The 22,202-nt window shown below is 39.1% G+C and carries 1 protein-coding gene; it reads left to right on the forward strand.

Going from position 1 to position 22,202, the window contains the following annotated elements:
- Positions 1–745: 745 nt before the first annotated feature.
- Positions 746–22,144: an Ig-like domain repeat protein gene (locus IJE64_RS00005; RefSeq protein ID WP_292780233.1), complete on the forward strand. Its 21,399-nt coding sequence runs from the start codon at positions 746–748 to the stop codon at positions 22,142–22,144.
- Positions 22,145–22,202 lie beyond the last annotated feature (58 nt).

Raw genomic sequence — 22,202 nt, forward strand, 5'->3', positions numbered from 1 at the left:
ATAATCAGAAGCCTGAGAAATCGTTTCACCTTGATATACCATACTTATGACAAGCAATTTACGATACATGTCATAAGAATCTTTGTATTCTTTCATTACATCTTTAATTTCATCCAATTCAAGATGTCCTGCAATTTTTTTGCTTCGTTCAACCATGAATATAACTTTGTATTTCATATGGTATAAACTTTTCGAGAAAAACTATAATATTGTGTAATATTTTTTTTCCTTAGTCATGCGGAGTAATACTTCTTGTTTTCAAACATTGGTAATTATATGTTGGTAATATATGTATCAAATGCCGTAGTGTCGTTTATTCAGTAATATATCTTAAAATGGTAATTTTATATATTCTTTTTAATTTTTTTTATTATTTTTACTATGCTTTTCACTAATTTTTAATTATTTTCATTATTTTGTTAAATTTTAGGATTGTTTTCAGATTTGCGAATGATATGTTGGAGCGGTGAATATTTTTTTTAAAATATTATTATATTTGTATATTCAATAAATATGAATTTTAATACTTTTTAGTTTAGAGGTGCACGATTTCTCATATGTTTATTATTGAAAACATAGATTTGAATATGTTTAATCTTCTAATTAAATTTTATAAAATATTCACTTTTTTCCTAATTTCATTAAGTAAAGTTTATATATTAATAGCATCTGATATAGATATCACCATAGACTCTCCATGTGTGTTAAAAGATTAACACTCGTTATATAATGGAGGGGGTGTATTATGAATAAAAAAGAGATATTGACAATAATATTATTAATATGTGTTATCTTCTCACTACAGGCAGTATCTGCTGCCGACAGTGGATCAGATAGCACTGACGGTAACGTCTTGTCAGTTGATAATAATGTCTCTTCATACGCACTTCCTAACTCCGAATCGAATGGCCTGGTAGGAAATGCGAATGAAGGTTCATTTACTGACTTACAAGGCATTGTAAACGGAGGGTCAGATATTATTCTGGCTAAGAACTATACTTATAATAGTGCTACAGATAGCGCACTCATAACAGGTGTTAAAATAACTGGTACTAAAACAATCAATGGTAACGGTAATGTAATCATTGATGGAAATCACATGTCCAGAATATTCTTTATCGCACCAGGCGCTAATGTAACATTGAAAGGAATTACATTTGTTAATGCAAATGCAACTGTTATGCCAGATGGCACTACTCTAGTAGGTCACGGAGGGTCTATATTTACTAAAGGAGTAGTCCACATTGACAATTGTATATTCAGGGATAACACTGCTACTAAAGCTAATGGTGGTGCTGTATTCATTAACGGTTTCGGCAGTACAATTACCAATTCCTACTTTGAAAACAACAGGGCTATCAAGAATCCTAACAACATGCAAACTGGTGTAGGTGGATCTGTATTCCTGAACGCTTCCAACATCACAATCAAACATTCCGAATTTATTAAAAATTGGGCAGGAATGAACGGTGGTGGTGTCGGTAGTAGTGGTAACGGTATCCAAAATTGTACTATAACTAACTGTACTTTCACTTCCAATACTGCTAATGGTTCAGCTGGTGGTATAGGTATGCAAAGTAGTAACTTCCGTGTATGTGATTCTACCTTCAAATATAATGAAGCTAAAGGAATGTTTACTATGTATCCTGGAAATGGTGGTGGAATAGTAATGAGAGGTTGGGACAGTTATGCATATAACTGTACCTTCATTAACAATACTGCTAAACAACATGGTGGTGCAGCATTCTCAACCAATACAACATATAATCCTCTAAACAATAATACTGGTTTTGTACTTTGTACCTTCATAAACAACACTGCCGGTTCCAATGGTGGTGCTGTTGATTGGGCCGCTGGTGCTACTCATGGTTATATTGAAGACTGTACTTTCACCAATAACACTGCTAAACGTAGTGGTGGTGCAGTACATTGGAGTGGTCACTATGGTATTATAAGTAACTCTACATTTACTAATAATAATGCTACTGGTGAGGTAACTAGTGAGATTGGTGGTATCACTGGTGGCGGTGATGGTGGTGCTATAGTATGGGTAGGTAGTTATGGTATTATTAATAATAGTTGTATCTTTACCGATAACTATGCTAAGAACCGTGGTGGTGCAATATACTTGCATGGTAACTCTACCGAAAACTGTACTAATATTACTGTGTATTGTTGTATGTTTGTAAGTAACTATGCAGGTATTAATGGTGGTGCTGTAGATTGGCATGATGGTTCACATGATGGTGGTATATACAAGTCCTCATTTGACAATAATGCTGCTGGTTCCAATGGTGGTGCAGTATTCTGGAGTGGTCACCATGGTGAAATATTGAATTCCAACTTCACAAATAACACTGCTAAAGGTTTACTTAAGGATGAACATGGTAATATTGGTGATGGTGGTGCAGTCATCTGGTCAGGTATTAACGGTACTGTTGAAAACTGTAGGTTCATTGACAATACTGCTAACAAGAATGAAAATTATGATTTCGGTGGTCGTGGTGGTGCTATATACCTACAAAACTGTACTCATGGCAACTGTGAAAACACCACATTTAGGGATGTCTACTTTAAAAACAACACTGCAGGCACCAACGGTGGTGCTGTAGACTGGCATTCAGGAGCACATGACGGTCTTGTTGAAAACGCTACATTTATCAACAACACTGCTAAACGTTCTGGTGGTGCTATTTTCTGGAACGGTCACAACGGTACTATCAGGAATGCTAATTTCACCAATAACAGAGCTTTGGGTATTGTTAATGCTACAAGTGTTTTAGGCGACATCACTTCTGGTGGTGACGGTGGTGCTGTAATGTGGTCTGGTGCTTTAGGTACTGTTGAAAATGTTAGATTCATCAACAACACTGCTGCCAAACGTGGTGGAGCAGTATTCTTGCAGTCCGCAGCGAATGAAACTTGTGATAATGTTAAATTTGATTGGTGTGTCTTCATTGACAATAATGCAGGTACTAATGGTGGTGCTATTGACTGGCAAGAAGGAGCATCACACGGTAATGTATCTAATTCCAGATTTGAAAACAACATTGCTAACAGATCAGGTGGTGCAGTATTCTGGAGCGGTCACAACGGTACAGTTCACAACTCAAACTTCACAAACAACAAAGCATTAGGAATCGCTGAAGGAAAAACACCTGCAGGTATTATAACTTTAGGCGGAGATGCTGGTGCTTTAATGTGGAACGGAGCTATTGGTACTATAGATGAATGTATGTTCATCAATAACACCGCAGCTAAACGTGGTGGAGCAGTGTTCATGCAGGAAGGTGCGACAGAAAATTGTTATAACACCACATTCAGTCATTCCAAATTCATCAACAACACTGCAGGCACTAACGGTGGTGCTATCGACTGGCACAGGGGTGCAGCTAACGGTACTATAGAATATTGTTCATTTGAAAACAATATAGCTTATAGGTCTGCAGGTGCAGTATTCTGGAATGGACGTAACGGTACTATCATGCACTCCAATTTCACACAAAATGAGGCAAAAGGTATCGCTTGGGCTATATCAGTTCTAGGAGATAACAACACTGGTGGTGATGGTGGTGCAATTATGTGGTCCGGAGCTGTAGGTTTAGTGGATGATTGTAACTTCATCAACAATACCGCTGCCAAACGTGGAGGAGGTATATTCCTGGAAGGAACCGAAATCGAAAATTGTTATAATACCACATTTGAAAATTCATACTTTGAACGTAATGTTGCAGGTAGTGAAGGTGGTGCTATTAACTGGGATATCGGTGCTGAAAACGGTTATGTATATAATGTGACATTTGTCAATAACACTGCACATGTCAGTGGTGGTGCAGTACACTGGAACGGTTACAACGGTACCATCAGAAATTCAACATTCAAAAACAACAGAGCTATTGGGGATGTATATCTCTACAATATGACTATAACCATGGATAACGTTATTGTTAAAAATGACACTTTGGATGATGCTACTAAATTAACTGACGGTAAATTGTATGTTCTTGTAATCCGTGAAGGAACAAAGCCAATTAAATATGAATTATATGTATCTGAAGCAAGGGAACACGGTCATGTATGGGTAAAACTTGATGAAACAACCGAAATCAAAGCCTCTCCTTTCGATTGGGCTGTTGATGAGTTCTTCGGTGGAAACGGAGGTTCCATCATATGGCACGGAGATGTTGCTCATGTTGACGGCTGTAAGTTCATAGTCTCTGATTCCGCTCGCCGTGGTGGTGCAGCATACATGACCGGTGGGGATCACATAGAGTTTACAAACTGTACATTTGAAAACTGTACTTCAGGTACTAACGGTGGAGGTGTTGACTGGTTAGCAGGCGCTAACTACGGTAAGGTTATAGACTGTAATTTCACAAACACCCGTGCCGCCCGTTCTGCCGGTGCAATCTACTACGATGGGGACTACGGTGAAATGAGAAACATAATCATTAAGAATGCCACTTCTTACGGTGGTGCAATTAATGAAAGTGCTGATAAGCTAGTCAAATATGCCGGCTGGGACTTAAGCCACTGGGATACAAATACTACTGGTGGTGACGCAGGAGCTATTATGTTTACTGGAGACCACATCACTGTTTATAATGTTAATGTCACTGACTGTACTGCTGCAGGTCGTGGAGGAGCAGTATTTTTACAAGACAACCATAATGTTACATTTGAATTATGTTGGTTTGAAAATAACCGTGCATTAGGTATAGCAAATAACACTTTCAATGATCCTTACGACACTTCAAGCGGTCTTAATCGTGAACTCACTGGTGAAGGTGGTGCTATTGGTTTTGACGTAGGTGCAACCGAGAGTTCCATTATCTCATCCACATTCGTCAACAACTATGCTTTAAATTACGGTGGTGCAGTTCACTTCAGGCAAGGTGCATCTGAAGATAAAATTATAAACTCCACATTCGATAAAAACCACGCTAATGAAGATGGTGGTGCATTATACATTGATGGTGATGACTGTGAATTGCACAATTCCACTTTTGACAATAACTATGCAGGTGACGACGGTGGAGCCATATTCTGGAAAGGTCAAGGAGGTACAATATATAATATCACCTGTAACAATAACTCAGGATTAAGTACCCACGGTAACTCCAAAGGAGGAACCATCTGTCTTACAGGTAACGACATATCCCTTTCAGACTCCAGCTTCAAGCAAAGTTATGCAAAAGTTACTGGTGGGGCAATTTTCGTAACAGGTAATAATGTAAACATCACAGGAAGTGACTTCAAAGACTGTAATGCAACTGATTCAACAGGTGGTGCTCTCCACCTTCTAGGTAACAACACTCTGGTTCGTGACTGTACCTTTGAAGAATGTCATGCGGATGCAGGTAATGCAGTTTACACTGAAGGAAACTACATAAAAATTATTAATTCCACTTTCAACAACAACAACGGTACAGGTGACGGTGGAGCATTATACGTATTAGGTCACCATTCCGAATTGCACAATTCCACATTCACCAATAACTTTGCAGGTGATGACGGTGGAGCAATCTACTGGGATGGTGACAAAGGTACAATATATAACATTACCTGTGAAAATAACAAAGGTATCAGTTTCAACGAATCCAATTCCAAAGGAGGAACCATATGTCTTACAGGTGATGACGTAACCATTTCAAACTCCACATTCAAAAACACTTCCGCTAAGGATGACGGTGGAGCTATTTACATATCCGGTAATCATGTTGATGTCATCGATTCAGTGTTCGAAAATTGTAATTCATCAAGTAATGGTGGAGCTATTTATGTACAAGGTGACAATACGGACATTATAGACTCCACATTCGAAAATTGTAACGCGACATTGGGTGGAGCTATTTATGTTGAAGGTGACGGAGCTACCATCTCTGCAGTAATTACAAATACTCAGGCATTAGGCAAAGAATCCTATAATATTACTATTGATAGGAAATACTACAAGGACACACTCAAAGAGATTGGATTTGACATTGAGGATATTATTGAATATCTCAACAACGTAACATTTGAAAATGTCACTGCCGAGAATGTTAAAACTTTAAACAATACTTTAAACGCTCTTAAAGATATTACTGGTCATATATTAGTCGGTGATGGAGTCAATACCACAAACATCACTATCGCTTTGAATTTAGTAAATCAGTTGATTGGAAACCTAACTCAAATCAATTCAACATTATCTGACGGCGGCGATAAAAACATCATACTTAAACTATTAAGTGAGATAAGTGCTGTTGGAGATGAATTGACTGATCTTTATGATGTTTCACAGAATATGGAACTTCCTGGGGATATGAAAAAACAAGTGGATGACATGATTGCATATCTTGATACAGTTGTTCCCGGAACCATATCAACTGCCGATATTGATACTTTAAACAAAACATTAAAAGATATTGAACAAGCTATTGAAAAGATAGTCATCAGTGGCGCATTCAATTCTTCAAGCATCGATGTTGCTTTAAGCTTAATCGATGATTTAAATGCCAAGTTAACTGCAATTGATCCACAACATACATTAACAGGTCTAGATTGCACTGAAGTTGTAAATGAATTGAACAATCTTTCCAAGTTTGCAGAAAGTTTGGTTGTTCCTGAAACCGATGGACGTGGTGGAGCAATCTATATTTCCGGTAACGGTGCTACTATCCATGATTCTGAAATGAGCTACACCACTGCCGTTGACGGAGGTGCAGTATTCATTACCGGAGATGACGTTACAGTCATCAATACATATTTCCATAATATTGAAGCTGTTGAGGACGGTGGTGCAATCTATATCACAGGTCAAAGAGGTAAACTGTACAATTCCAACTTCACCAACAACACTGTAGGTGATGACGGTGGAGCAATCTACTGGGAAGGTAACTATGGTGATATCTACAACATCGTCTGCATAAACAACAACGGTACAGGTGACGGTTTAGGCAATCATTCCTCAACCAAAGGTGGAACAATGATTATTAACGGAGACCACACTACAGTTTCCAAATCCAGTTTCGCCAACAGTTATGCAGCTATTCTGGGTGGAACAATATATGTGACAGGAAACGACGTAAATATTACAGATTCCTCATTCAAGAATTCCACAGTTGGAAACAGTACTGGTGGAGCAATTCACATTTTAGGTAACGGTACCGGAATCCTTAACTGTATCATTGAAGATACTTTCGCACCTGAAAACGGTGGAGCTATATTTGTGGAAGGAAATAACGCTACAATCACTGCCAAATTCAGGAATACCAATGCTACCACTTCCGGTGGTTCTATTTATGTAGATGGAAATAACACATGGATTATAAATTCCACTTTCGACAATACTTATGCATTCGGTCATGACGGTAACGGTGGTGGAGCTATTTACGTAGAAGGTCAATCCGCAACCATTGAAAAATCCAACTTCACACATACCTATGCTAACAGAAACAATCTTGCCAGGGGTGGAGCTATTTTCATCCATGGAAACAACACTGATGTAATTGAATCTAACTTTAAAGAAGCCCACTCCAATATACAGGGTGGAGCAATTTATGTAAACGGTATTAATGCTACTATCAACGGTTCTCAATTTGATACATGTTCTGTTAACAGTCCTGGCTCTGAAGGTGGGGCTATTTATATTAAAGGTGAAAATACTACAGTTGAAGGTTCTAACTTCATTAACTCCACTTCTGTATTAAATGGTGGGGCCATTTATATAAACGGTTTAAATGCTACCGTGAAAGATTCCAACTTCACTGATTCTTCCGTTACTGGTAATGGTGGAACCCCTAGTGGTGGGGCCATTTATATTCAAGAGGATTATGCTTCAATTGAAGGATCTATTTTCAAACATTCCACAGTGCCAAACAGTATTGGTCAAGGAGGAACTATCTTTATTGACGGTAATCATACTATAATTAAATCTTCTGTATTTGAATCTTCAAGTGCAAAGACTGGTGGAACATTATATCTTGAAGGTGATAGTTGTACAGTAAGTGACTCTTCATTCAATGATTCCTATGCTAAGACTAATGGTGGTGCAATGTACTCTACCGGTTCAAACTCCACTGTATCCAATTCCAACTTTACAAATAACCTGGCAGAAGAGAGTGGAGGAGCTCTATATTGGTATGGTGGAGCTCACTCTAAATATAACACTGTTGATGGCTGTATATTCACAAATAACACCGCACACGGTAATACTACTTCTGCTTCTCAGACAAGAGGTGGTGGTGCTATTTATTGGTCTGAAAATGGAGAATATGGTACCGTTAAAAATTCCGAATTCTATTATAATTCCGTTCAATCCACTATTGATAAGAAAGTGGATGGAGGGGCTATTTTATGGGATAAAAGTTATCATGCATTGGTTGATAATTGTAGGTTTGTAGGCAATTTCGTCACTACTAATGGTGATAGTAAACAAGCCGCCTCAGCTGCTGAATGGGATTGGGCTCAAGGTGGAGCTATGTATTTAAGGCCAAATAATAACTATACTGTGAAAAATTGTCTGTTTGAAAATTGTTCATCTTCTAAGGAAGCTGGTGCATTGTATATACAAGGAAAAACCAGCGGTACTGACCATATGATTACACTTGAAAATTGTAAATTCATAAATAACGTTGCTGAAGCTAAGGGTAAAGACACCAACAGCCTAATCAATGGTGGGGGTGCGATTCAGATTAAACAATGTACTAATTCTGATTTTAAAAATCTTACATTTATAAACAATACTGCTAATAAAGGTGGAGCTTTATGTGTCTTTGATAGTGTCAGTAATTTAGTTGTAGATGGTGCTAATTTCACAAAAAATAAGGCAGATAGGGGTTCTGCAATTTCTGCATCAAAAGGTTTCACATTAAAAAATGCGGTTCTTCTTGAAAATACGGCAACTACTGAGACATTTGACTTAACTTTTAATAGAAATAATAATGGCACTATTGACATACTATTGGAAGGAAAGGATAATCGCTTAAATGCAATGTATGTTTCTGTAAATGGTATAAATGTAAAGTGTAATAATGTTACATATTGGACTAATAATAACATATCAATTGGTAAGACAGCTGTTACAAATGCAAATCAAGGTTATACTGCTATTCCTGTTCCTGAAGCAGGTATAAGCGTAACCGTTGAAATATTTGATGGGGACAACAATAAATTACATGAAGGTATTTATGCAACCGATGAAAATGGTAAAATCCACTTGGATATTGAAAAAATTCTAACTCCACCATATTCAACAGATAATATTTATGTAAATGCAAGACTTACAAATGAAGATTATTACACTATGGCTGAACGCACTTCAAGATTCCAAAACGTTTATATTATTAACGCTTCTGCATTGGATACAATATTCCATAGAAATACCACAGTTACTGCAGAAATCCTTGCTCCAAACAATGGTACTGGACAAGCTGCAAATGGAACAATTTCAATTTACTTCGACGGCGAATTTGTTGGAAATATTACTGTTGTAGACAGTAAAGGAACTCTTGAAGATATTCCTGCTAGATTAGGCACTGACGGCAAATTCCTTGAAGTTGGCAATCACACAGTATTTTTAAAATACTGGGGTGACGCAAACTTTGATGTGGCAAACACAACAGTTTCATTCAATGTAACTAAAGCGCAATCCAATTTAACAGTCGGTTTCAATGATGTTGGATATGATTTATATGTGAATGTTACAATTTTCGATGAATTTGATGATAAAGCATATTGGGATGCTAACGGAACAGCAACTGTTAAGTTTTATAGTGAAAACAATCCAACAGTTCTTGTCAGATCTGCAGAAGTTAAAATTGTTAATGGTTACGGTCAAACAATGATTCCTGATTTGCTTCCTAGAAATTACACTGTAATTACAACATTCAGCGATGACCATAACTATAACAGTTCAGTCAATTCAACCCGTTATGCATTGCTACAAAAACAATTTGCTGCCGTTTTCGTTGAAGTAAATGCATATGACATTATGGTGAATGATACAATTTATATCAATGTAACTATCGTTCCGCCGGATGGATATAATGTACCGGGTAATGTAACTCTCTATTTGGATAATAAAGGTTATAATTTAACGTTAACCATGGGACCTCACAATGCAACAGCTAAATTCAACATAACTAATCTGACTGCAGGACCTAAAAAGGTAGTTGTATTCTATGAGGGTAGTAAACTTTTAGAACCTGCTAAAGGTGAAGCTGATTTCAGAGTACATAAATATAATACTACAATTTCAGCCAATGTTACAAACATTACCCATATTCAAAAAGAAATAATCAACATTACTCTTTTAAATGACACTACTGGTGTAGTTTCAGTTTTCGTTGATGGAAAAGAATACTTCGGAAGAATTGTGAATGGTACAGCATCAATTGAGCTTCCACAATTAGCCGTCGGGGAATATAATGTAACCGTATACTATGAGGGTGATGGCAAATATAACAATGCAACTAATAAGACAACATTCTACGTAACCAGGGTTACTCCTGAAATGATTATAGATATTGAAAATGTAACTTATGGCAATTCCACCCACATTGTCGTAACACTTCCTGACTGCACTGAAGGTAATGTAAGCATTGAAATTGATGGAACTCCATTCGATGTACCTAAACCTGTAAAAGACGGCAGGGTTGAATTTGTCGTAGAGTATTTAACCGCTGGAAACTACACATTGAAGGCAACATACAGTGGAGACATTAACCACACTGCTGTAAGCGGCGAACAAAAATTCACAGTATATAAAGCAAACAGGACAATAATCATTGAAGTTCAAAACATCACCTACGGCGAAATTGAACATATTAAAGTATTCGTAAACGCTACAGGTAATGTGACAATCTTTGTAGATGGCAGAAATGAAACAATCGAACTTAACGAAAGCGATGTTCCGGCTACAATATTAAGAGCTATTGTCAATGCGATTTCAGAATATAAAGGCAAAGCCGCTTTAGATGTATATAATCTGAATGTTGGAGTATATCCTGTTGATGTAATCTATCATGGTAATGCGAATTATAATGAAGCTAGTGCAAAAGCAACATTCATTGTATCACAAGTCAGCACAGGTTTAGTCATTGACACTCAAGATGTTCCTGTATGGAATAATGAATATGTCAATGTAACAGTTAGAAATTCAACTGGCGGCATCGCAGTTAATGCGACAGGAAACATAACTGTTTACATTGATGGAGAAAGACATAGTGCTAAGATTATTGATGGTGTGGCTAGATTCAACATCACCACTTCTCGCGTTGGAAGCAAAGTTGTTTGGGCATTCTATGACGGTGATATCAACTTCATCGGAAACAAAACAATGAAAACATTCACAGTACAACAAAGAAATCCATTCATGAATGTGACTGCCCAAAACATTACTGTAGGTCAAAACGGAAATATTACTGTTGAACTTCCTGCAAACGCTACTGGTCATGTCGTAATTGAAGTTATTGGTGATAATGCTTATATTGTTTATCCAAACAACGGTCACGCGGCGGTTTATCCTAAAAACTTAAAAGAAGGAACTTATCTTGTAAATGTCGAATACTTCGGAGATGCATATGATAATTATCGTTATCGTTTAAAAGAAACTTACTTCACTGTATCCAAATCAAACACTGCTGTTGAAATTGATGTTAACAGTACAGTCTACGGCAATAAAGTAAATATTACCGTTAAAGTGGATGCAGGTGTTGAAGGAAATATCACAATTAGATTGAATGATACTGAGATTGGCACCTACGGCATTGTTGGCGGTTGGGTGAATATTACTGTTGATGATCTTGCTGCCGGAAACTATACAGTTTATGCTAGCTACTCCGGTAACGGCAAATACAACATCAACAGCACCAGTAAAGGATTTGAAGTCACTAAAGTAATCTCAGCAATTACAATCCAAGAGTCAACTGCCGATGCCGCTACAAACGCTACAATCGTTGTTAAAATTAATGAGACTGCTACCGGTAACATTACAATTACAGTTAACGGAACTAAATATAATGCTACAATTGAAAATGGTGTGGCAACATTCACAATTGACCAACTGCTTTCAGGACAATATGACATCAAGGCCGAATATGATGGAGACAACAATTACACTGCAGCCGTTCCGGTAACACTTACAAATGGACTCACAGTAACCAAAGTAAGCTGCTATCAAATCAATGTGACTGCAAACGACACCAAAGTTGGTGTGAACACTACAATCATTGTTAAAGTTCCAATCGATGCCACAGGCAATGTATCAATTTACATCGATGGACTATTTGAAGAAAATGCTACAATTGATCATGGCATTGCTCAATTGAATGTAACCAGGCCTTACGGCAACCATACAGTAAACGTGACATTCACTGACGCCAAGTACGGTCCAAGATATGCAATCTGCGACTTCTGGGTATTCAAACATGACTCTCCTCTCGTGATTGATGTCGATTCAATACTTGTCGGCGACGTTGCATACATCAACGTGACAGCTCCTAGCGACAATGTGACAATTGAAATCAACGGCAAATCATATAATATGGTTAAATATGAAAATGGCATTGCCTACTTCGAGGTATCAGGTCTAGGACACGGCAACAAGACTGTCATAGCCATTTATGGCGGAAGCGACAAATATCTTGCAAACACTACAACCAAAAACTTCACAGTGGACAAACGCAATTCATACATTAAAGTAAACGTAACCAACTCAACTGTAGGAAGCGGCGCATTCATCAATGTCACAGTTCCTGACGATGCGATAGGATATGTGGTTGTAACTCTCAACAACGCCAACTACACCATAAACCTGACAGGCGGAAAAGGAAATGTCACAGTTTATGGATTGGAAAACACTACTTATGACGTTTATGTAACTTATATCGGTGATGAAAAATACTTGTCAAGCACCAATTCAACCAAATTGGCAATCGACAAGCTCACCACAACATTTGAAATCAATGGAACCAACATCACAGTTGGAGCAAGCGAATTTATAACATTTGAAACTCCTGACAACATCACAGGACTTGTCAAAGTAGAAATCAATGACAAGAACTACACTGCATTCATTTATGAGGGCAAAGGCAACTTGACTGTCTACGGTCTTCCTGCAGGAGACTACAACGTGACCGTTTACTTCGAAGGAAACAACATGTACTTGCCTGCCGCGAGCGCAATGAACAACTTCACAGTCAATCAGACCACTACAGGAATAGTGATTGTTCCTCAAAACATCACTTACGGCGGTCATGAAACCATTGTAATCTACATCAACGCAACCGGAACTGTCAATGTCACTGTAGATACATTTAGTGTAACTAATGAACCAATCGTTGACGGCAAGGTGACTATTGATGTCGATGATTACTTGACTGCAGGCAACTACACAGTATATGTTGACTACAACGGAAATGTCAACTACACCAGTAGTTCAGCTCAGAAAGACTTCGAAGTTGCAAAAGCAGATCCGACAATGACAGTTGAAGTCCAAAACATTACCTATGGTGATATTGAACACATTACAGTCAATGTCAAATCATCCGGAAACGTGACAATTAAGGTAGATGGAAGAGAAGAAACTATTGTTCTTAAAAATGGACAAACAGTAACTGTCGTTTTAAGGGCAATCGTCAACTCACTCGAAACATTTGACGGTACAGCTGTATTGGATGTCAAAGGATTGAATGTTGGAGAATATCCTGTAACTGTAACATACAATGGTAATGAAAACTACAATGCAAAAACCATCAAGACAACATTCTTCGTCACAAAAGACAATGTGACAGTTGGTGTTGATGTTGCAGACATCCGTGCTGACGGCAAGGAAGTAATCAACGTAACATTAAGCAACATCAATGCAACAGGTAATGTAATCATAAATGTGGACGGCAAGAACTACACAAGAAACATATCAGAAGGCAAAGCAAACTTGACCTTAAGCGGATTGTCCAGCGCAACACATTCAGTCGTTGTAATCTATGAGGGAGACAATAACTTCAACGGCAACTGGACATCAGCCACATTTGACGTAGACAAACTAGACTCTACATCAACAATTACTTTAAAAGACCCTATTACAATTCTTGAAAAACAAACCATTAAGGTTGAAGTCACTGATGGCGCTACAGGATATGTTGTAATTACTGTTGACGATAAGGATTATTATGTGCCTATTGTAGGCAAATTCGCAACATTAGAATTAGGTAATTTAACTAATAAGACTTACGATGTTGATGCCAGATATCTTGGTGATGAAAACTACTATGGATCTACATCTGAAACCAAATTCAATGTCACTAAAGTCGCATCCAATGTAACCGTAAAAGTGGAAAACATTACTTTAGGCGATGTTGCAGTAGTAAACATTACTGTAACTCCTGGCGCAACAGGCAATGTGACAGTAACAATAGGAAATGAGTTCAACAAGACTGTAGGCATAACCGATGGCATAATCACTGTGCTTGTGCCTGGCCTGACTGTCGGCGACAAGACAGTTAACGTGACCTACAACGGCGACGGCAAGTACCTGCCTAATGACAACTCAACCACATTCTCCGTAGGCAAAATAAATTCAACATCAAATATTGAAATAGTCGACAACGGAAACGGCACAGTCACTGTCATAGTGCCACAAAACGCAACTGGAAATGTGACAATTTATGTTGATGGCAAAAACTTCACTGCAAATGTGACAGATGGTATAGCTGTAGTCACATTAGAAAATGTAACTCCTGGAAAACACAACCTCACTGCGGTATACTCAGGTGATGGAAACTACACCAATGTCACTGCCTATGGCAATGTGACAATCCCAAGACTCGCTTCACCGATATCCATGAATGTAACTGACATTTACGTTGGAGATGTCGCATACATTAACGTGACAGCACCTACTGGTGATGTGACAATCGAAATCAACGGCAAAACATACGCTCCAACATCATTCTCCAATGGAGTTGCAAGATTCGTGGTTGAAAACCTGGCCTACGGCAACAAGACAGTCGCCGTAAACTATGCGGGCAATTCAAACTACACAGAAAACTTCACAACAGCCAACTTCACAGTGTCCAAACGCAATTCATTCATCAGAGTGAATGCAACCGACGGCGTTGTCGATGGCGAAGTAATAATTAACGTGACAGTTCCTGCAAACGCTATAGGATATGTCGTTGTAAATGTCAACGGAACCAATTACACAATCAACCTTACTGACGGTCAGGACAGAATCGCCGTCAATGTCACACAAGCGGGTCTCTACAATGTGACTGCAACCTACATCGGCGATGACCAGTACCTGTCAAGCGAAGCCAACACAACATTCAATGTCGACAAGCTGGCTTCATTCATCAACGTGACAGTAAGCAATAACGGAGTCATTCCAAACGGAACCGATGCGGTCATATACATCAAGGTTCCTGGCGACATTAACGGTATGGTAAATGTGACTGTCTGGGATATTAACAGAAATGTGAACACTACCTACACAGTCCATGTATATGATGGAAACGGCACTTTGCACATTGGCGCTCCGCTCATCGGCAACTACAAGGTTACTGCAGCATACCTTGAAAACAGAAAATACCTTGGAAATGAGAATTACACTTCATTTGAGGTTTATGACAATAAGAAACAATTCGATGTCCGCCCTCGTGATGTTTATGTGGATCAAACCACAACTGTAACTGTTAGTTTGCTTGGAAATCACACAGGCGGTAATGTGACAATAATTATCAGCAATGCTGGCGGTGAAATATTGAGAAATGAAAGTGTTCCATTTGCTCAGTACTCCACTTACTTAAATGCCAGTTTCGCCGATTGGACATTGCCACTCTTGAATGCTGGCCGCTATGATGTAAAAGCAATCTACACTGAAGCTGATGGAGATTACGTATACACTTATGAAGGCAACAACAGCTTCAATGTAACCAAACTAGATTCCCAAATCAAGATTAAGGAAATCAGAAACATCACTGTCGGTGAAAATGCAACAGTCGAGCTTGAAATTGTATTGGACGTAAAAGCAAATGACGGCAACATCTCAGTATTCGTGGATGGAAGGGAATATAAGACAAACACTTCAAGCCTCAAGGTCACTGTTCCAGGTTTAGGTGCAGGCAACTACACTGTTGAAGCATTCTATCACGGAAACAGATGGTATCTCGGATCCAATGCATCAGCAATATTTAAAGTTGATAAAAACCCTGCTCCAATCAGCATCAATGTAACCAACTCAAAAGTCGGTGAAGTCGAACAGATCAATGTAACACTCACAGAAAACATAACCGGAAGAGTAGTGCTTGATGTTGGAGACAACCACTACTACGCTAACATAACAAACGGTATGGCTACATTCAACATCACCGGATTGGCTGCAGGTGAGTACAACGTAACCGCAACCTATGACGGCGACTACAAGTACTTCGCAAATTCAACCGCCGGTGCATTCACAGTAAGCAAGCATCCTTCACAAATCAACATCACTATATCCCATGACGGAATAGTGGCAAACGGCACTGACGTGAACATTACAGTACACGCTCCTGTCGATGCAACCGGCAAGGTCAACATAACAGTTTCAGACGACGTTAAGAATACCACCTACACAATTTATGTAAACGACGGCGTGGGCGTACTGCATCTTGAGACTCCTGAAATCGGAATCTACAACGTGACCGCAAAATATCTTGGTGATGGTAAATACATCGGAAGCGAAAATAGAACTCTATTTGAAGTTTACATCACTGGAAAATCACTTGCAGTTGAAACAGAAAATGTAACCGTTGCCGGAAACGAGTCAATCAAGGTATGGGTATCCGGAAACCGCACAGGCGAGAATGTAACAATATTCGTTTATGATTCCCAAGGAACCCTTGTTGCAGAGCAAAATGCAACATTCGACGAATTCTATAATTCACAAGTGAACATGACTTCAGCAAAACTCACATTGGACAAGCTGCCTGCCGGCGACTACACTGTGGATGCAATATACCTTGAAAGAAATGGAACAAGAATAATCGAACACACAGGCAGTGGAAGATTTACAGTATCCAAATTGCCTTCCACAATATCAATCAAGGAAATCAGAAACATCACTGTAGGTGAAAACGCAACAATCGAGCTTGTATTCGGACCAAGCGAAGCCACAGGCAATATCTCAGTATTCGTAAACGGCGTTGAGCACATTATCAATACAACCAGCTTGACAATTACAGTTCCGAACTTGCATGCTGAAGAGTACTTCGTGCATGCATTCTATTACGGAGACCACAACTACTACGGATCAAACGATTCAGCAGTATTCAAAGTATCCAAAGCGGTCCCAGTTATAAAAGTCAATGCGACCAACATTACTGTTGGAGATAGTGTATTGATTGAAATCACCGCTCCTGGCGATATTGAAAACCCAATTCTTGTGGATGTCGATGGCGTCGGATACTATGTAAACATCACTGCTGGTAAAGGAAAATTATACGTGCCTTCCTTAGCTAGCGGCAATTACAATGTGACTGCAAGATACTTGGGTGATGACAAATACACTGAAGGCAAGAACACAACAATCTTCAAAGTATCCAAGACATCTTCAAGCGTCAATGTAACTGTTGATGATATCACAGTTGGAGACAAGGCAGTAATTAACATTGAAACTCCTAAGGACTTATGCGGAAACGTAACTGTAAGTGTAGATGGCAAAAACCACACAGTATTTGTTTCAGGTGGTGTCGGAACATTGGTAGTTCCTGATTTAGGCGTCGGTCCACACACAGTCAATGTAACATTCGACGGATGCAAAAAATACGAACCAAGCAACAGCTCCACAACATTCAATGTGAATAAGGTCAAATTAAATGAAAATGACATTAAGGTAGTTGACCAAGGCAATGGCACAGTCATTGTGCTTGTTCCTGGAAATGCCACTGGCAATGTCACTATCACTGTTGACGGTAAGAATTTCACAGCCGATGTTGTTAACGGCACTGCTGTTGTTCAGTTGGATAATGTAACTCCTGGAACTCACAATGCTGAAGTAATCTATTCAGGTGATGACACTCACGATGCTGCTAACACAACAGCTATTGTAACAGCTCCTAAGTATGATTCTCCTATGAACATTACTGTAAGTGAAATCAAGTCAGGTGAAAATGGTACTGTTACTGTCACTCTTCCTGAGAACGCTACTGGCAATGTTACTGTCCGTGTTGACGGTAAGAATTACACTGTTGAGATTGTTGACGGTGTTGCCGTTGTTGAAATTGGAAACTTGACTGCAGGCAATAAGACATTTGTTGTAGAGTATGCTGGTGATGATAATTATGTTCCTGTTTATGCTGTAGGCAATTTCACTGTTGTGCAGTCTCCTATCGTTCCTGATATCACTGTTGTAGATAATGGCAACGGCACTGTTGTGGTTGTTCTTCCTGAGGATGCTTCCGGCAATGTCACTATCACTGTTGACGGTAAGAATTACGCTGCTGAAGTGGTTAACGGCACTGCTGTTGTTCAGTTGGATAATGTAACTCCTGGAACTCATGAAGCTGTAGTGACTTATTCAGGTGATGATAAATACGCTAATGCTACCAAATTGGCTAATGTGACTGCTCCTAAGTATGATTCTCCTATGAACATCACTGTTGGCGAAATCAAGTCAGGTGAAAACGGCACTATTACTGTTACTCTTCCTGAGAATGCTACAGGCAATATTACTGTCAGCGTTGACGGCAAACAATATGTTGTTGAGGTTATTGACGGTGTTGCTGTTGTTGAGGTTGGAAACTTGACTGCTGGCAATAAGACTTTTGTCGTTGAGTACTCTGGTGATGACAATTATGTTCCTGTTTATGCTGTTGGTAATTTCACTGTTGTGCAGTCTCCTGTTGTTCCTGATGTTTTCACTGTTGTAGATAATGGCAATGGCACTGTTGTGGTTGTTCTTCCTGAGGATGCTACAGGTAACGTCACTATCACTGTTGACGGTAAGAATTTCACTGCTGAGGTGGTTAACGGCACTGCTATTGTCAAGTTAGAAAACGTAACTCCTGGAACTCATGAAGTTGAAGTGATTTATTCTGGTGATGATAAATACACTAATGTTACTAAAGTGGTTAATGTGACTGCTCCTAAGTATGATTCTCCTATGAACATCACTGTTGGCGAGATTAAGTCAGGTGAGAACGGCACTATTACTGTTACTCTTCCTGAGAATGCTACTGGTAATGTTACTGTCAGTGTTGATGGTAAAGTTTACACTGCTGAGGTTGTTAATGGTACTGCTGTTGTTGAGGTTGGAAACTTGACTGCAGGCAATAAGACTGTAGTTGTCGAGTACTCTGGTGATGGCAATTACACCTCAGGTTATGCTGTAGGTAATTTCACTGTTGAGCAATCTCCTGTTGTTCCTGATGTTTTCACTGTTGTAGATAATGGTAACGGCACTGTTGTGGTTGTTCTTCCTGAGGATGCTACAGGCAATGTCACTATCACTGTTGACGGTAAGAATTTCACTGCTGAGGTGGTTAACGGCACTGCTATTGTCAAGTTAGAAAACGTAACTCCTGGAACTCATGAAGTTGAAGTGGTCTATTCAGGTGACGGTAAATACGCTAATGTTACTAAAGTGGTTAATGTGACTGCTCCTAAGTATGATTCTCCTATGAACATCACTGTTGGCGAGATTAAGTCAGGTGAGAACGGCACAATTATTGTCACTCTTCCTGAGAATGCTACTGGTAATGTTACTGTCAGTGTTGACGGTAAAACTTACATTGCAGAAGTGGTTAATGGTACTGCTGTTGTTGAGGTTGGAAACTTGACTGCTGGCAATAAGACTGTTGTTGTCGAGTACTCTGGTGATGGCAATTACACTTCAGGTTATGCTGTTGGCAATTTCACTGTTGAGCAATCTCCTATCGTTCCGGATATTACTGTCGTTGATCAAGGCAACGGCACAATTGTAGTTGTTGTCCCTGAGGACGCTACAGGTAATGTCACTATCACTGTTGACGGTAAGGATTACACTGCTGAGGTGGTTAATGGTACTGCTGTTGTTCAGTTAGATGATGTAACTCCTGGAGCTCATGATGTTGAAGTGTTCTACTCTGGTGACAGCAAATATGCTAATTCAACTTCAACCGCTAGAATAACCGCTCCAAAATACGACACTCCAATTAAAGTGGGCGCACCTGCAAGTCTTGTTGGTGATAAAGCAGTAATTACAGTGTCCGTTCCAGATAATGCAACAGGCAATGTCACAATCGAAATTGATGGTGTGAAATACGTTTCACAAATTAATGGCGGCAAAGCAGTATTCGAAATCGAAAACTTAACTGCAGGAACTAAAACAATTGCCGTAGAATATGCAGGTGATGGAAATTATGTTGCAAACCACACAACAGGAAATATCACAATATCCAAATGCCCTTCAACTGTATCCGCAACAATAACTGACATTGGCGTTGGCGAAAACGTAACCATTACAGTAAATGTTCCTGAAGATGCTACCGGCCAAGTATTGATTGATATCGACGGCGTCGGATACTATGTAAATGTGACAAACGGTGTCGGAGTAGCCCAAATACCTCGCATGCCTAATGGAGTTTATGATGTAAATCTCACATACACTGGCGATGACAAGTACTTGCCAAGCTCAAGTAAATCATCATTCAATGTGAATAAGATTCCTTCATTTGTGATTCCAACCGCAGAGGACATTGTTGTCGGCGAAAATGAGGTTATCCTGTTCACACTTCCAAGTGATGCAACAGGCACTTTAGAGGTCATCATTAATGGTGAAAGCTTCACAGTTGATTTGGATGATGCTTTAGGCGCTCCAGTTTACGAAAGCAGATTCACAGTTGCAATCAGCGATGGCGAAGGAGTGCTGGTATTGTCAGGCCTGTCTGCAGGTGAATACAATGTGGTTGTAACCTATGGCGGAAACTATAAATACTTGAACTCAAGCAATTCAACCACATTCAGAGTGTCTGCAAGTGATTGCGAAGTGAATGTCATTGATTTAGGAAACGGCACAGTCAAAGTATTCGTTTCAGACAATGCCACTGGTAACGTAACAATCAAAGTTGGAAACGAGACATACACTGCTCCTGTCGTAAATGGCGAGGCAGTTATCGATTTAAATAATCTGTCCTCTGGAAATCATCAAATAGAAGTGACATACTCTGGCGATGACAAACATTCGGCCAAGACAGTCGTCTCTGAAGTGGACATTCCTAAAAAACTAACTCCAATCAGCGTTTCAGTCGAGGACATAAATGTTGGAGAAACAGAACACATTGTTGTAACTCTTCCTGATGGGGCTAGCGGAACTGTAATCATAGAGATTAATGCTAAACAATATAATGCCACAATTAAAGATGGAAAAGCTGTATTTGATATAGAAGGATTGGCATTTGGAAACAAGACAGTCGCAGTGACCTATGATGGTGATGACAACTATGTCAGAAACTTCACCACTGCTCAATTCGAAGTCAAAAAGCTCCCTTCAAATGTAACCGCAACCTCAAAGGACATCAAATACGGTAAGGATGGAACCATTAAGATTGAACTTCCTAAAGATGCAACCGGTCATGTAACAGTTACAATCAATGGCGTGAAATATTCAGGGGAAGTAATCAATGGTAAGGCGGTCATCGTTATCCCTGACCTTCCTGCGGGAGATTATGATGCTGTTGTAACATATGATGGTGATGACAAGTACTCACCAAGCATTACAACAACCTCATTTAGAGTGGTTAAGGACAAAACCCCTATTTCAGCTACTGGAGACAATATCAAAGTTGGAGAGGATGGAACTGTGGTTGTAAACCTTCCAAGTGATGCGACCGGAACAGTAACCATTGAAGTTGCCGGAAAAACTTACACTTCTGAAGTCGTTGACGGCAAAGCAGTATTTAAAGTTACCGGATTAAGCAAAGGAGTCTATACAGTTCATGTCTATTACTCAGGTGATGATAACTATGACGCCAACGAAACAGTAACATCCATTACTGTTGAAGGCCACGGTCATGATAATCCAATCAATCCGCAAGAGGGTGATGGCGTAGATTTATCCAAATATCCGACAGGAAATCCGATTTTAATATTGTTATTGATCCTGTTGGCTATCGGATCAACTCAAATCAGAAGATTTAGGAAATAACTTTCCTAATTTTTATTATTTTTTTAAAAATTAGTAAATTTATATCAATTGATGTAGA

Source organism: Methanobrevibacter sp., from assembly GCF_017409525.1.
Lineage (GTDB): Archaea > Methanobacteriota > Methanobacteria > Methanobacteriales > Methanobacteriaceae > Methanocatella.